Here is a 14783-nt window from a genome sequence, read left to right as displayed (position 1 = left end):
CATCAAGAATTCGTGCCCTTCTGTTCATCCGCGAGGCGTTCGACAACCCCCGCAAGCCGCTCCGCCGCGTCCGCCACTCCGACCGAGCGCGCCGCATGCGCCATACGCATCGCGCCCTCGCCGTCGCTCAGAACCCGCGCCACCTGCTCGGACAGCGCTTCGACGTGAAACCGGCTCTCCGGGAACATGATCGCCGCGCCCGCTTCGACAAGCCCCCGCGCGTTCGCCGTCTGATGATCGGCGGCGGCGGCGGCATAGGGCACGAGAATCGCGGGGCGTCCGATCACACTCAGATCGGCGACGGTCGAGGCGCCGGAACGGCAGATCACCAGCTGCGCCTCGCTCATTCGGGTCGGCACGTCGGCGAAAAAGGTCTGGACGTCGGCGTCGATGCCCTCGTCCGCGTAATAGGTCGAGACGCGCTGGACGTCCTCTTCGCGGGCCTGATGGCTGACCCGGACTCGGCGACGCAACTCGCCCGGCAGGTTCGCGATCGCCGGCGGCACGACATCGCTGAGGATCCGCGCCCCCTGGCTGCCGCCGATCACCAGCACCGACATCGGGTAATCGCCCGGCGGGATATAGGCCGCACCGGCGCGCTCGATCACCGCACTGCGTACCGGGTTGCCGGTATGGATCGCCTCGACGCCCTGCGGCAGTTCGGTCGGCCAGGTGCCGCAGGCCACAGCGTGGACACGGCGCGCGAACAGCGCGTTGACACGGCCCAGCACGCCGTTCTGCTCGTGGATCATGCGCGGCAGGCCCAGCATGGTCGCGGCCGAGAGCGCCGGGATCGACGGGTAGCCGCCGAAACCCACCACCATGGCCGGGCGGTCGCGCATCATCCGGCTCACCGCCGCGGCCACGCCGCCACCGATCCTGATCGGCGCAAGCGCCTTGGCCGTCAGCCCGCCGCGCGCGAAGGTGGCCGAACCGACCTGCTCGATCTCGACCGCGCGCGGAAAACCTTGGGTGTAGCGTGCACCGCGCGCATCGGTGGACAGCTTCACCCGCCAGCCGCGGGTCAGCATCAGCTCGGCCAGCGCCTGGGCGGGGAACATGTGCCCGCCGGTGCCGCCGGCGGCGATCACGAGAAGCGGTCCCGCCATCAGCGGCTCCGCCGCAACAGGATGTCGCCGATGCCGCCTTGCGGACGGGTGCGGGTGAAGGCCAGCAGCATGCCCAGCGCGATGCCGGAGGCGATCACAGAGGAGCCGCCATAGCTCACGAAGGGCAGCGTCATGCCCTTGGCCGGCAGCAGCCGGACCGCCACGCCCATGTTGATCATCGCCTGCACGCCGAAAGCGCAAGCAAGGCCGGTCCCGGCGAGCCGGATGAAGGTGTCGCGCTCTTTCATCAGCCGCAGCAGGGAGCGGACGACGATGGTCGCATAGAGGAGGATGATCGCGATCACGCAGATCAGCCCGTATTCCTCGGCGGCCACAGCGATGATGAAGTCGGTATGCGCGTCGGGCAGCGACCACTTCACCTGGCCCTCGCCGACGCCGACGCCGAAGAAGCCGCCTTCGCGGATCGCGTTGGTGGCGTAGCCGAGCTGGGTGTTGGGGTCGACCTCGGCGGCAAGGAAGCCGTCGATGCGGCGAGCGAAGTGTTCGGAGCTGTTATAGGCCAGCGTGCCGCCGGCGACGACCGCGCCGGCGAGGCCGAGAAGCAGCACCATCGGCGCGCCGCCGACGAAATACATCACGCCCCACGAAAACAGCACCAGCGCCGCCTGCCCGAAGTCGGGCTGCAGCGCAAGGAACATGACGATGGTGAAGGCCAGTGCAAAGGACCACAGCCGGCCCGGAGGGCCCGACGGCTCCATCCCGGCGGCCATGAACCAGGCGGCGACCACGACAAAGCCGGGCTTGAGGAACTCCGACGGCTGAACCGAGGCAAAGCCGAAGGAATACCAGCGCACCGCGCCCTTGCCGAAATCCGTGCCGAAGATCGGCAGCAGCGCCAGCGCGACGAAGGCCCCGAGGAAGCCCACCACCGCGAGACGGCGCACTAGGTAGGGCTTCATCATCGAGATGCCGAGCATCACGGCGAGCGAAAGCACCCCGAAGAAGGCCTGGCGGCTGACGTAGTAGAACGGATCGAGCCCGTTGCGTGACGCGAGCGGCGGCGAGGCCGCGAGGCCCAGCAAAAGGCCGATCGCGAACAGCAACAGGATGCAGGACATGGTCCAGACATCGATAGTGCGCCACCAGCGCGGGAGAATCGGATCGACGGTCCTGACCGGGACCGCGCCATGCACCATTTCGGTCATGAACCTGCTGCCTGATTGCCTCTGCCCTGCCCGCTTGAGCGGGTCTATACGAGAGACTAGCGTGGATGGCCCGGATTGACCATGAAAATAACGTCCAGTGATTTTCGCACCAAGGGTTGAGCCCGTGGCCGAAAAGCGGCAGGTCGCGAGACATGGAGTCCCTTCGACATATCAACACCCTGATCCTCGGTGCCGGCGCCGCTGGCCTGTTCGCGGCGATCCACGCGGGCGGCAACACGCTGGTCATCGATCACGCGCGCAACCCCGGCGAGAAGATCCGAATCTCCGGCGGCGGGCGCTGCAACTTCACCAACACGCGCACCGCGCCCGAATGCTTTCTCGGGGCCAACCCGCATTTCCACAAATCGGCGCTGGCCCGCTATACGCCGTGGGACTTCCTCGACCTCGTGCAACGGCACGGCATTGCCTGGCATGAGAAGACGCTGGGGCAGCTGTTCTGCGACGGTCGGGCCACGCAGATCGTCGCGATGCTGGTGGAGGAGGCCCGCGCCGCTGGTGCCACCCTGTCGCTGGAGACCTCACTCGTGAAGATCGACCGGGACGAGAGCGGTTTCCACGCGGTGATCGAGCGCGGCGGCCGCCGCGAGACGATCCGCGCGGCCCGGGTCGTCGTGGCCACCGGTGGCAAGTCGATTCCCAAGATGGGGGCCACGGGCCTCGCCTACCGGATCGCCGAGCAATTCGGCATCGCCGTCATCGAAACCCGCCCTGGCCTAGTGCCGCTGACCTTTCCGGACCGGTTCTCAGGGCTGTCGGGTGTGGCACTGCCGGTGCGCGCGCAGGCGCAGGGGCCCGCCTTCGACGAGGCGCTGCTCTTCACCCATCGCGGGCTCTCCGGCCCCGCGATCCTGCAGGCTTCGTCCTATTGGCGCGAGGGGGAGGAGATCCGCATCGACCTCGCCCCCGACGGGCAGCTGGCCGAGGCACTGCGCGCGGCGCGGCGCAGCGATGGCCGCAAGGCGGTGACCACCGTGCTGGCCCAGCACCTGCCCGCGCGACTGGTCAATGCCTGGGCCGCCGAGCACCCGTTGCCGGGCAACATGGCCGACCAGTCTGACCGCGCCATCGACGCGCTCTGCGAGAGTTTGCGGGACTGGCGACTGGTGCCCGCCGGGACCGAGGGCTACCGCACCGCCGAGGTGACGCTGGGCGGCGTGTCCACCGACGCGCTGTCCTCCAAGACGATGGCGGCAAAGGCGGTGCCGGGGCTGTATTTCGTGGGCGAATGCGTCGACGTCACCGGCTGGCTCGGCGGCTACAACTTCCAATGGGCTTGGGCTTCGGGCTTCGCGGCGGGCACTGCGGTCGCGCAGGGCGGCTGACCGCCCTGCCGCCCGGGGTCGCCCACTTGGGCGCGTGGCCCCGGGATCTCAGAGCCGCGCGCGCACCTGCGCGACGAAATCCTCGCCGCGCTTCTCGAAATTGTCGTACTGGTCGAAGCTCGCAGCCGCCGGTGCCAGCAGGACCGTGTCGCCTGGCTCCGCCTCGGCCATGGCGCGCTCGACCGCGACGGCCATGGTACCGCAGACCTCCGCCTCGACGCCCGAAAGCTTCACGGCGAACGCCTCGGCCTCGCGGCCGATCACATAGGCCTTCGCCACATTCGCGAGCCCCGTGCCCAAGCCGCCGAGGCCGCCTTCTTTCTCCAGCCCGCCGCAGATCCAGCGGATTCGCGGAAAGGCGGCGAGCGCCTTGGCAGCCGCGTCGACATTCGTGGCCTTGCTGTCGTTGACGAAGATCACACCGTCCTTCTCGCCCACGCGCTGCGAGCGGTGCGGCAGGCCACCATAGGAGCGCAGCGCCGCCTCGATGCCGCGCGGCCCCAGGCCGAGTGCTCGCGCCACCGCCCAGGCCGCGCAGGCGTTCTGGTGGTTATGCGCGCCCGGCAGTCCGGGGATGTCGCGCAGATCGACAGAGGCGACCTGCCGCCCCTTGCGATACTCCGCGAGGAAACCCTTGCGGGCGAAGACGTTCCAGCCCGGCCCGGTGAGCTTGCGGCCCGAGGAGATCGCGATGACACGGTCGTCCGCCAGCCCGGTGGCAAGCTGGTTGGCGAGGTAGCGCCCTTCGTTCTCGTCCACCCCGACCACGGCGCGATCCGGGCCGCCTTCGGAAAAGAGCCGGCGCTTCGCGGCGAAATAGCCGCCCGGCCCCGCGTGGCGGTCGAGATGATCGGGCGACAGGTTCGTGAGCACCGCGATGTCCGGGGTCAGCGCGCGCGCGAGCTCGGTCTGGTAGCTGGACAGCTCCAGCACCACCACCTCGCCGTCATGCGGCGGGTCGAGGTCGAGCACACCGCGCCCGATATTGCCGGCAAGCTGCGCGGGCCGCCCGTTCTCGGTCAGGATGTGATGGATCAGCGCGGAGGTGGTCGACTTGCCGTTCGAGCCGGTGACCGCGACGATGCGCGGCATGGTGTCGAACTGGTCGAAATCCTCGGTCGCGTAGCTGCGGAAGAACAGGCCGATATCGTTGTCGACCGGCACCCCCGCCTCCCAAGCGGCGGCGATGGCCGCATGCGGCGCGGGGTAGAGATGCGGGATGCCCGGCGAGGTGACGAGCAGTGACACGCCTTCATAGGCCGGGGCACGGGTCAGGTCGCGCAGCTCGATCCCCTCGGCCTCGGCGGCTTCGCGGCCTGAGGGACCGTCATCCCAAGCGACGACCTGCGCGCCACCCGCGCGCAGCGCCGCCGCCGTGGCCCGGCCCGACCGGCCGAGGCCAAGCACCGCGACGGTCTGGCCGTCCATTCCACGAACCGGGATCATGCGTGTCTCTCCGTGATGTCAGCGCAGCTTGAGCGTGGCGAGGCCGATCATCGCGAGGATCAGCGAGATGATCCAAAAGCGGATCACGATCTGCGGCTCGGACCAGCCCTTCTTCTCGTAATGGTGGTGGATCGGCGCCATCAGGAAGACCCGGCGACCGGTGCGTTTGAAATAGAGCACCTGGATGATCACCGAGAGCGCCTCGACCACGAAGAGCCCGCCGACGATGGCGAGAACGATCTCGTGCTTGGTCGCGACCGCGATGGCGCCGAGGCCCCCGCCCAGCGCGAGGCTGCCGGTGTCGCCCATGAAAACTGCCGCCGGCGGCGCGTTGTACCACAGGAAGCCGAGGCCGCCGCCGATCAGCCCCATGGCGAAGATCAGGATCTCGCCGGTGTCGGGCACGTAATGAACGCCGAGATACTCGGTGAAGTCGGTGCGGCCCACGGCATAGGCGATGACGCCGAAGGCACCGGCAGCGATCATCACCGGCATGATGGCGAGCCCGTCGAGCCCGTCGGTGAGGTTCACCGCGTTGGCCGCACCGACGATGACGATCATCGCGAACGGCACGAAGAGGATGCCGAGGTTCAGCAGCATCTCGTTATAGACCGGAAAGGCGAGTTGATGGGTCAGGTTGTCGGGGTGGTACATGGCGGCCCACCAGCCGGCGAGACCGGCGATCGCGAAGCCCAGTCCCAAGCGGACCTTGCCCGAGACGCCGTCGGTGTTCTGCTTGCGCACCTTCGCGTAATCGTCGGCAAAGCCGATCAGCGCGAAGCCCAGCGTCACGAACAGCACCATCAGCACGTAGGGGTTGTCGAGCCGCGCCCAGAGCAGCGTCGAGGTCAGCAGCGCGCCGACGATCAGCAGGCCGCCCATGGTCGGGGTGCCCGCCTTGACGAAATGTCCCTCGGGGCCGTCGGTGCGGATCGGCTGGCCCTTGCCCTGCGTGCGGCGCAGCACGTTGATCAGCGGCGGCCCGAACAGGAAGCCGAACAGCAGCGACGTCAGGAAGGCCCCGCCTGCCCGGAAGGTAATGTAGCGGAACAGGTTGAAGAAGTCGCCGCCGTCGGAGAGCAGCGTCAGCAGATAGAGCATGGGCCTCAGGCCTCCTTGTCGCCGGAGGGGTTGCGTTGCCCCAGTTTGCGGATCGCGTCAACGAGGCGGCTCACCTGGCTGCCCTTCGAGCCCTTGACCAGCACGACATCGCCGGAATCGACGAGCCTTGCCAGATCGGGCAGGAGTTCCTCGGCCCGCCCGACCCAGCGGCCGCGCCGCTCGGCCGGCAGCGCCGCGTGCAGCGCCCGCATCCGCGGGCCGACGCAATGGACCGTACGGATCGCCGCTATCGCCGGATCGTCGGCCATCGCCGCATGCATCTCGTGCTCCTGTGGACCGAGTTCCAGCATGTCGCCGAGGATCGCGATGCGCCGGCCGCGATGCACCCGCCCTACCCCGTCGCGCGGGGTCGAAGCGGCCAGCACCGCGAGCGAGGCCGAAAGCGAGGTCGGGTTGGCGTTGAAGGCGTCGTCGATCAACTCCAGCGTCTCGCCCTCGCGGGCGGGGTCGAGCACGATCGTCTCGCGCGTGCCGCGCCCGGCGGGCGGTGCCCATGCCGAGAGGTTGCAGATCGCGCGCGCGCGGTCGGCGCCCATGGCCTGGGCCACGGCGATGACGCCAAGCGCGTTGAGCATGAAGTGCCGCCCCTCGGTCGCCACCTTGAGCGCTACCTCGGTCCGCCACAGCCGGGCCCGGCCCACCGTCGCGCCGTCGCGCAGATGCGCCTCGCGCAGACGGTGATGATTGCTCACACCCGCGCCGAAGCCCACGATCCGCGCTCCGGCGGCGCGTGCTGCCGCGCGCAGGATCGGACTGGTCGGAAGATCGCCATTGACCACGGCACAGCCGCCGGGCTCCAGCCCTTCGAAGATCGCGGCCTTCTCGCGCGCGATTCCTTCGACGTTCTCGAAGGCCTCAAGATGGACGGCGGCGACGGTGGTGACCATCGCCACATGCGGCCGCGCCATGCGCGCCAGCGGCGCAATCTCGCCGGGGTGGTTCATGCCGATCTCGATCACTGCGAAATCGGTGTCGGCGGGCATCCGCGCCAGTGTCAGCGGCACGCCCCAATGATTGTTGTAGCTGGCCTCGGCGGCATGGACCTTGCCCTGCCCCTCCAGCGCGGCCCGAAGCATCTCCTTGGTCGAGGTCTTGCCGACCGAGCCGGTGATCGCCGCGACCTTGGCTTTCGTGCGGGCGCGACCGGCCATGCCCAGCCGCTCCAGCGCCGGGAGCACCTCGTCGACGATCAGCAGCGGCGCACCGGGATCTACGCCTTCGGGAATGCGGCTGACCAGCGCGGCCGCCGCCCCCTTGTCGAGCGCCTGTGCCACGAAGTCATGCCCGTCACGCGCGGCGGCGAGCGCCACGAACAGGTCGCCGGGCCGGATGGTGCGGGTGTCGATCGAGACGCCGGTGGCGGCCCAGCCGGTCGTGGCCCGGCCGCCAGTGGCTTCGGCCGCATCTGCAGCGCTCCACAATGTCATGCGTGCCCCTCCAGCGCGGCCACGGCGACCGAGGCCTGCTCGGCGTCATCGAATGGCAGGATATCCTGGCCGACGATCTGGCCGGTCTCATGCCCCTTGCCGCAGATCAGGAGCGCGTCGCCGGGTCCCAGCGCGTCGACCCCGCGCAGGATCGCCTCTGCCCGGTCGCCGGTCTCGGTGACGCTTTCGGCCCCGCCCATCACGCCCCGCGCACCTTCGAGCACGGCGGCCCGAATCGAGGCAGGATCCTCCGAGCGCGGGTTGTCGTCGGTGACGATCACCGCGTCGGCATGATGCGCCGCCGCCGCGCCCATCAGCGGTCGCTTGGTGCGATCGCGGTCGCCGCCGGCGCCGACGATGGCGATGATCCGCCCCATCACATGCGGGCGCAGCGCCTTGAGCGCGGTTTCGATCGCGTCAGGCGTATGGGCATAGTCGACGAAGATCGTGGCGCCGTTGTCGCGTTGCGCGGCAAGCTGCATTCGGCCGCGCACGGTGGTCAGCTCTGGCAGTGCGCGGAACACCTCGTCGGGATCCTCGCCCGCGCCGATCACCAGCGCCGCGGCGAGCAGGACGTTCTCGGCCTGAAAGCCGCCGACGAGATCGAGCCGGCACATCCGTGCCACCCCCTGCCAAGCGAATCGCAGCTCCTGCCCAGTGGCGTCGAAGCGCTGGGCCAGCAGCCGCAGCCGCGCGCCCTCGCCCCGCCCGACGCCGATCACTTCCTGGCCACGCGCAGCGCCACGGCGGGCAATCTCGGCACCCTTCGCATCGTCGAGATTGGTGGCGACCACCCCCTCTTCGGGGAGCACCCGCTCGAACAGCGCCAGCTTGGCTTCGAAATAGGCCTCGAAGCTGTGATGGTAGTCGAGATGGTCCTGGCTGAAATTGGTAAAGCCCGCCGCCGCCGGGATCACCCCGTCGAGCCGGTGCTGATCGAGCCCGTGGGAGGAAGCTTCCATCGCCACATGGGTGACACCCTCGCGCGCGGCCTGCGCCAGCGCCCGGTGCAGGGTGATTGGATCCGGCGTGGTATGGCGGAGCGGGTAGGTCCAGGCGCCCTCGACCCCGGTCGTGCCGAGATTGACCGCGCGGCGGCCCAGCGCCATCCAGATCATCCGGGCGAATGTCGAGACGGAGGTCTTACCGTTGGTGCCGGTGACCGCGACGATGGTCTCGGGTGCCGCTCCGAACCAGAGCGCGGCGGCCCGCGCCAGGGCCTGGCGCGGCTCCTCGGCCACCACCAGCGCGACATCCGATCCGGCCAGCGTGGGCGCGGCGATGCGTGCGCCCTCCGCATCGGTGAGGATCGCAGACGCGCCCTTTTCGAGCGCGGTCTCGATGAAGCCCGCACCATGCGCGACGCTGCCGGGCAGCGCCGCGAAGAGATGGCCCTCGCGGACTTCGCGGCTGTCCGCCGTCAGCCCGGTCAGCCGCGCTTCGCGGCCACCCTGGGCCGTCAGCCCCAATTCGGCCAGCGTGGCCTGTTTGCCGTCCATGTCAGCCCCTCGCAGCCTAGTTCGCAGCGAGCGATATACCCTCGAAGGGCGCACCTTCAACCTGCGGCCTGACACCCAGCAGCGGCGCGGTCCGCCGGATCATCTCCGCGGCCACCGGAACGGCCGTCCAGCCGGCGGTGCGGCGCGGGATCGAACCGGTGGTTTCCACGGGTTCGTCGAAGGTCACGACGAAGACGTATTTCGGATCGGAGGCCGGAAACATGCCGGCGAAGGTGGAGATCACCTTGTCCTTGTAATAGCCGCCGCCGTTTTCCTTGGGCTTGTCGGCGGTGCCGGTCTTGCCACCGACCTCGTAGCCGTCGACATCGCCGAGGCTCGCGGTGCCGCGGCTCACCACGGCGCGCAGCATGGCGCGGGTGGCGGCGGCGGTCTGTTCGCTCACCACCCGTTCACCGGGGGCCCGGTTCGCCTTGTGCAGCAGCGTCGGCGTGACCTTGAGACCGCCATTCGCCAGCGTCGCGTAACCCGCGGCGAGGTGCAGCGGCGTGACCGAGAGGCCGTGGCCATAGGAGATCGTCATGGTCGAGATCTCCGACCACTGGGCGGGCAGCAGGGGCTTGCCGGTCGGCGCCTCGATCATCTCGACTGCCGTAGGCTCGAGCATGCCGAGCTTGCCGAGGAATTCCTTCTGCTTCTCGGCGCCGAACATCAGCGCGATGCGCGAGGTGCCGATGTTGGAGCTTTCGACGATCACGTCTGTGGCCGAGAGCTGCGGGCCGTAATCGTGGAAATCGCGGATTCGGAACCGGCCCCAAGTCATGGGGCCCTTGGTGTCGATCATGGTCGAAGGCTGGATCAGCCCCATCTCGAGCCCCTGCGCGACCGCGAAGATCTTGAAGACCGAGCCAAGCTCGTAGACGCCCTGCACCATGCGATTGAACAGCGGGCTGTCGGCGGGCGAGCCCTTGGTCAGCGGCCGGGGCCGGTTGTTCGGATCGAAATCCGGTAGGCTCGCCATGGCGACGATCTCGCCGGTCTTGGCCTCCATCAACACGGCAGCAGCGCCACGGGCATTGAGCAGATTCATGCCGCCCAGCAGCACCTCCTCCACCGCGGATTGCACGGTAAGGTCCAGGGACAACCGCAACGGCGCGCCCTCGTTGGCCGGGTCGCGGAGGTAGGCATCGAATCGGCGCTCCACCCCGGCCACACCGATCACCTCTGCCGAAGAGACGCCCTCGCGGCCGTAGCTCGCGCCGCCGAGGATATGTGACGCGATCGGCCCGTTGGGATAGATCCGCATTTCGCGCGGGCCGAACAGCAGGCCGGGATCGCCGATGTCATGCACCGCCTGCCGCTGCTCGGGGCTGATCTGCTTGCGGATCCACATGAACTTGCGGGGACCGGTGAAGTCCTCGAGCAGTTCCTGTTCGTCCAGCTCGGGGAAGATCCGCACCAGCTCGGCGGCCGAGCGGACCGGGTCGATCATCTGCGGCGGCTGGGCGTAGAGGGCATAGGTGTCGAGGTTGGTGGCGAGGATCCGCCCCTCGCGGTCGATGATGTCGGCGCGCTGGGCGATAATCGGGTTGCCCGAGGCCGAGGCGCGCGGCTCTTCGGCAGGGGCGCCGGCCATGCCGGCCATCTTCACGCCGATCGCGCCGAAGGCCAGCAGGAAGAAGCCGCCCATCACCAAGAGGCGCCCTTCGGCGCGGCTCCTCGCCCGGTCGCGGACTTCCTCGTGACGGAGCCGGAGGTTTTCGCGTTCGATCGCGTCCGGATTCTCGCCGCGTTCGCGGGCCTTGAGGATACGCGCCAGCGGGCGCAGCGGCCGTCGGATCACAGCGGTTCCTCGTCGGTGTTCATGAAGGCCGAGGACACCTCGACCGGGTTCATGATCGGCGGCAGCATCTCCGGCGGGAAGCCGACCTGCTGGACATGGCCGAAAGCCTCCGGCCGCAGCGGCAGCAGGCCGAGCCGGTCGAAGTTCAGGTCGGCGAGATCGCGCAGCCGGTCGGGACGGTTGAGATAGGCCCATTCGGCGTTGAGCATGCCCAGCCGCGCATGCGCCGCACCGATCTTGGCGTAGAGCTGCCGAACCTCACGCAGGGATTGCTGCGTGGCGTAGTTCTCCTGGTAGGCCCAGAACCCCAGAGCGACGACGGCCAAGGCCGAAAACACGTAGATCACGCCCCTCATCGGCGTTTCTCCCCCTTGTCCAGAACGGGCATTCCCAGCGCGGCCGGTTCGGCCCGACCCGCCGGGGCATCGGTGCGCCGCGCGATCCTGAGCCGCGCCGAGCGGGCGCGCGGATTGACGGCGAGTTCATCATCATCGGCGGCCACCGCCTTGCGTCCCACCAGCTCGAAGGCCGGCGGCGGGCCCTCGACCTCCGGGGCGAAGCGGTTGGCGTTGCCGGTGGCGCCGGATCGCAGTTGCATGAAGCGCTTGACCATCCGGTCCTCGACCGAATGGAAGGTCACCACGCCCAGGAGACCGCCGGGCTTGAGCGCGCGCTCGGCGGCGGCGAGCCCCTCGAACAGCTCGTCATACTCTTCGTTCACCGCGATCCTGAGCGCCTGGAAGCTGCGCGTGGCGGGGTGACTCTGACCCGGCTTCTGACGCGGCAGACAGGATTTCACGATCTCGGCGAGTTGCAGCGTCGTCGTGACGGGGCGCGCGGCGATGATCGCGCGAGCGATGCGGCGGCTCTGCCGCTCCTCGCCATAGAGGAACAGGATGCGGGCCAGATGCGCCTCGTCGGCCTCGTTGACCAGATCGGCGGCGGAGGGGCCGTCGCGCCCCATGCGCATGTCGAGCGGGCCGTCCTTCTGGAAGGAGAACCCCCGCTCGGCCTGATCGATCTGCATCGAGGACACGCCCAGATCAAGCACGACGCCGTCGAGCGGCTCGCCCGCCAGCGCGTCGAGCTGTGAGAACCGTCCCTCGCGCATCTGCAGCCGGTCGCCATACTGCCCGGCCCAGGCTTGGGCCATCTCGAAGGTCGAGGGATCGCGATCCACCGCGAAGACCTTGTCGGCCCCCGCGTCCAGGAGCGCCCGGGTATAGCCACCGGCCCCAAAGGTGCCGTCCAGCCAGATGCCTTTGATCGGCGCCAGCGCGGCGATCAGCGGACGCAGCAGGACCGGGATATGCGGCGCGTCGGTCATAGGCTCAGAGCCCCTCTACCAGGCTCAGCGGATCGAAACCTTCGGGCAGCTCTTCGAGCCAATCGGTGACCTCCTGGCCCACGGTCTGCTCGAAGGTGTCGGCCTTCCAGATCTCGAAATAGTCGCCCACGCCCATGAACAAGACCTCGCCCTGCTCCAGCCCGAGCTTGCGGCGCTGGCGGATCGGCATGACGATGCGGCCGTCGCGGTCGACCTCGAGCTTCATCGACTGGCCGAGATAGAGCCGGCTCACCATCTGCTTTTGCTTGGAGCCCACGGGCATGGCGCGGATCTGCGCGGCGATGCGGTCGAACTCCTCGACCGAATAGACCCGCAGATTGTCTTTAAGATGATCGCCGAACTGCAGGTAAAGCTTGGGAGAAAGTCCTTCGGTCCAGTCCGGGTCGCCGGCCTCGAGCACGCGGCGGAAGTCAGCCGGGATGGACATGCGCCCTTTCCCGTCGATCTTCTGCGGATACTCTCCGGTAAACCCCAGCACGCTGTCCGCGACCCTCGTTCCTGCCCGCCCAGGTCGTCAGACCCGTGATACGAAAACGGCGGATCGAGCTGCTGCCACTGCTCGATCCGCCGCATCGTCCCGTTTCCGGGATGTCCGATCGCGCGCGCCACCTGGGGGGATGTCTGCTCGCTCGCGCGCCGGATCTCTTGTTAGAAAACAGCGGGTTGCCTGTATGAACCTGCTCTATTTTGCCGATGGGGTCTTGGGTGCCCCTAGTCCGTCTGTCCACCGTTTCCTTGGCCATAGGGATGCCATGGGAATTCATGGGAGGCAACAAATTTCCGGGCCAAATTGGCGCTTGTCGGGAGTGTTGTTTCTCAACCGCACCGCCATTGTCACGATTCGGTCACCCCATGAACACACCATCTAGATGCGAAGACCGAGACTCATCAATATATGGGGATGTGATGAAGGTGAGGTGGGGCCACCATTTCCCGGACCCACCCGAAAGAGACCGCACAAGGTGCGGGCCCAACTTCACCATCAGATTCACCATCAGAACGTCGAAATCAGGGAAAAGTTCCGCCGGTTGTGGATAAGGCCGGGGATAAGCCGTTCCAACTAGTCGAATCGATTGTCACGATTCGGGAATGAAACGAGCGTCCCAGGAATTCCCGGGACGCGCCGGAGCGGGATCCCATCGGATCCCACCCCGCGATTGTTCAGGCCATTCCCCCCGCGACGAGGCCGCGGGCGATCTGGAGGTAGGCCTCGGCCATCGGCCCTTCGCCGACCGCGACCGGGCGACCCGAATCCCCGGCAAGCCGGGTATCGAGATCGATCGGCAGGCTGCCCAACAGCGGCACTCCGATCCGCTCGGCCTCGCGACCCACGCCGCCATGGCCGAATATATGCGCCTCGTGGCCGCATTCGGGACATATATAAAGAGACATGTTCTCGATCAGCCCGAGCACCGGCGTCTTGAGCGTGTTGAACATGTCGATCGCCTTGCGCGCATCGAGCAGGGCGACGTCCTGCGGGGTCGAGACGACCAGAGCGCCGGTCAGGTGGGTGCGCTGGCACAAGGTTAGCTGCACGTCGCCGGTACCCGGCGGCAGATCGACGATCAGCACGTCGAGCTCGCCCCAGGCGACCTGACCGATCAGCTGCTGCAGCGCGCCCATCAGCATCGGCCCGCGCCAGACCACCGCCTTGTCGGGATCGAGCATTAACCCGATCGACATCATCGTGACGCCATGGGCGACCAGCGGCTCGATCGTCTTGCCGTCCGGCGAGCCCGGGCGCTTGGACACACCCATCATGCGCGGCTGCGAGGGCCCGTAGATGTCTGCGTCGAGCAGGCCGACGCGTCGCCCCTCCCGGGCCAGCGCCACGGCGAGGTTCGAGGCCACGGTCGATTTCCCGACCCCGCCCTTTCCCGACCCGACCGCGAGGATCCGGTCGATCCCCGCCACCCGCTGCGGACCGCTTTGGCCCGGCGCCTGCGGCGTGGGATGGCGGCCGATCTTCAGCGAGGGCGCCTCGCCCGCGGGACGCGCGGCGGGGGCAGCCGGACCATGGGCGGTCAGCACGACGCTGACCGACTCGACCCCGGGCAGCGCCGCTACCACGGATTCGGCGGCGCGGCGCACTGGCTCCAAGTCGCGCGCGGTCGCGGCATCGGGCGCCTCGAGCACGAAACGCACCCGCCCCCCATCTATTCCCAGCGCCCGCACCATGTCGCGCGACACCGGATCGCCGCCGCCGGGAAGGCCGATGCGGCGCAGTTCATCGAGGATCTGGTCGCGGGTCACTGTCATCTCGGGTCCAATTCCTTGTGTTTCGTCAGGCCTCTGCCCGATCGCCGCGCAAGACTCGCGCTTTGCCGCCCAAAGCGCAAGCAGCCCCAGAAAAGCCACAATTCCCCTAGGGAAGCCCATGTTTTCATGAAACTTTTACCATGCATTCGCTGCATAGCAGCATTGCCGATGCGAGGGATTGTGCATCCGCAGCATGCGCCTATTTTGATCCTCGAAGACGCAATACGGCGGCTTCGACGACCGGTCCCGCAAATCTGGGATCG

General features: G+C 68.3%; 12 protein-coding genes. 1 reads left to right on the top strand and 11 read right to left on the bottom strand.

Annotated features, from left to right (window positions below; translation table 11 throughout):
* Window positions 1–2 precede the first annotated feature (2 nt).
* Together FHS00_RS12645 and FHS00_RS12640 are read right to left on the bottom strand one after the other, a co-directional pair.
* Window positions 3–1109: a UDP-N-acetylglucosamine--N-acetylmuramyl-(pentapeptide) pyrophosphoryl-undecaprenol N-acetylglucosamine transferase gene (locus FHS00_RS12645; RefSeq protein WP_183474207.1), complete on the bottom strand. Its 1107-nt coding sequence runs from the start codon at window positions 1107–1109 to the stop codon at window positions 3–5.
* Entirely contained in the window at window positions 1109–2275 is a 1167-nt protein-coding gene (locus FHS00_RS12640) for a peptidoglycan glycosyltransferase FtsW (RefSeq protein ID WP_183474204.1), read from the bottom strand. Before FHS00_RS12640 ends, FHS00_RS12645 begins: the two co-directional genes overlap by 1 nt.
* A gap of 152 nt (window positions 2276–2427) precedes the next feature.
* On the opposite strand from FHS00_RS12640, the gene FHS00_RS12635 reads away from it, so the two are divergent.
* Window positions 2428–3618 carry a BaiN/RdsA family NAD(P)/FAD-dependent oxidoreductase gene (locus FHS00_RS12635; protein WP_183474201.1) on the top strand — a complete coding sequence of 397 codons (1191 nt, stop codon included), beginning with the start codon at window positions 2428–2430 and terminating at the stop codon, window positions 3616–3618.
* A gap of 48 nt (window positions 3619–3666) precedes the next feature.
* On the opposite strand, the gene murD is transcribed toward FHS00_RS12635, so the two are convergent.
* From murD to FHS00_RS12590, 9 genes are all read right to left on the bottom strand, one after another.
* Window positions 3667–5064, bottom strand: a complete 1398-nt coding sequence (gene murD, locus FHS00_RS12630) for a UDP-N-acetylmuramoyl-L-alanine--D-glutamate ligase (RefSeq protein ID WP_183474198.1) — start codon at window positions 5062–5064, stop codon at window positions 3667–3669.
* 18 nt (window positions 5065–5082) lie between these two features.
* Window positions 5083–6165, bottom strand: a complete 1083-nt coding sequence (mraY, locus tag FHS00_RS12625) for a phospho-N-acetylmuramoyl-pentapeptide-transferase (protein WP_183474195.1) — start codon at window positions 6163–6165, stop codon at window positions 5083–5085.
* Window positions 6166–6170: 5 nt separating this feature from the next.
* Entirely contained in the window at window positions 6171–7613 is a 1443-nt protein-coding gene (locus FHS00_RS12620) for a UDP-N-acetylmuramoyl-tripeptide--D-alanyl-D-alanine ligase (RefSeq protein WP_183474192.1), read from the bottom strand.
* A complete protein-coding gene (locus FHS00_RS12615; RefSeq protein WP_183474189.1) occupies window positions 7610–9112 on the bottom strand; it encodes a UDP-N-acetylmuramoyl-L-alanyl-D-glutamate--2,6-diaminopimelate ligase in 1503 nt (500 codons plus the stop codon). Before FHS00_RS12615 ends, FHS00_RS12620 begins: the two co-directional genes overlap by 4 nt.
* Window positions 9113–9128: 16 nt before the next feature.
* Window positions 9129–10913, bottom strand: coding sequence for a peptidoglycan D,D-transpeptidase FtsI family protein (locus FHS00_RS12610; RefSeq protein ID WP_183474186.1), 1785 nt, complete (start codon window positions 10911–10913; stop codon window positions 9129–9131).
* Complete coding sequence (gene ftsL, locus FHS00_RS12605; protein WP_183474183.1) at window positions 10910–11269, bottom strand: cell division protein FtsL; 360 nt, start codon at window positions 11267–11269, stop codon at window positions 10910–10912. The genes FHS00_RS12610 and ftsL overlap by 4 nt, the downstream gene beginning before the upstream one ends.
* Window positions 11266–12240, bottom strand: coding sequence for a 16S rRNA (cytosine(1402)-N(4))-methyltransferase RsmH (gene rsmH / locus FHS00_RS12600; protein WP_183474180.1), 975 nt, complete (start codon window positions 12238–12240; stop codon window positions 11266–11268). Before rsmH ends, ftsL begins: the two co-directional genes overlap by 4 nt.
* Window positions 12241–12244: 4 nt before the next feature.
* A complete protein-coding gene (locus tag FHS00_RS12595) occupies window positions 12245–12739 on the bottom strand; it encodes a cell division/cell wall cluster transcriptional repressor MraZ (RefSeq protein WP_183474177.1) in 495 nt (164 codons plus the stop codon).
* Window positions 12740–13422: 683 nt separating this feature from the next.
* On the bottom strand, window positions 13423–14520 hold the full coding sequence (locus FHS00_RS12590; protein ID WP_183474174.1) for an Mrp/NBP35 family ATP-binding protein: 1098 nt from the start codon (window positions 14518–14520) through the stop codon (window positions 13423–13425).
* Between the last annotated feature and the right edge of the window lie 263 nt (window positions 14521–14783).

It is taken from the genome of Limimaricola variabilis (assembly GCF_014195545.1).
Lineage (GTDB): Bacteria > Pseudomonadota > Alphaproteobacteria > Rhodobacterales > Rhodobacteraceae > Limimaricola > Limimaricola variabilis.
The sequence above is the reverse complement of the archived record's forward strand: the minus strand, read 5'-3'. Positions and strand labels throughout refer to the sequence as shown.

Bases quoted from the DNA above. Each gene is read 5' to 3' on its own strand.
- FHS00_RS12590 (WP_183474174.1), bottom strand. From the start codon at position 14,520: ATGACAGTGACCCGCGACCAGATCCTCGATGAACTGCGCCGCATCGGC.
- rsmH (WP_183474180.1), bottom strand. From the start codon at position 12,240: ATGACCGACGCGCCGCATATCCCGGTCCTGCTGCGTCCGCTGATCGCC.
- FHS00_RS12620 (WP_183474192.1), bottom strand. From the start codon at position 7,613: ATGACATTGTGGAGCGCTGCAGATGCGGCCGAAGCCACTGGCGGCCGG.
- ftsL (WP_183474183.1), bottom strand. From the start codon at position 11,269: ATGAGGGGCGTGATCTACGTGTTTTCGGCCTTGGCCGTCGTCGCTCTG.
- mraY (WP_183474195.1), bottom strand. From the start codon at position 6,165: ATGCTCTATCTGCTGACGCTGCTCTCCGACGGCGGCGACTTCTTCAAC.
- FHS00_RS12640 (WP_183474204.1), bottom strand. From the start codon at position 2,275: ATGACCGAAATGGTGCATGGCGCGGTCCCGGTCAGGACCGTCGATCCG.
- FHS00_RS12635 (WP_183474201.1), top strand. From the start codon at position 2,428: ATGGAGTCCCTTCGACATATCAACACCCTGATCCTCGGTGCCGGCGCC.
- FHS00_RS12615 (WP_183474189.1), bottom strand. From the start codon at position 9,112: ATGGACGGCAAACAGGCCACGCTGGCCGAATTGGGGCTGACGGCCCAG.
- FHS00_RS12645 (WP_183474207.1), bottom strand. From the start codon at position 1,109: ATGGCGGGACCGCTTCTCGTGATCGCCGCCGGCGGCACCGGCGGGCAC.
- murD (WP_183474198.1), bottom strand. From the start codon at position 5,064: ATGATCCCGGTTCGTGGAATGGACGGCCAGACCGTCGCGGTGCTTGGC.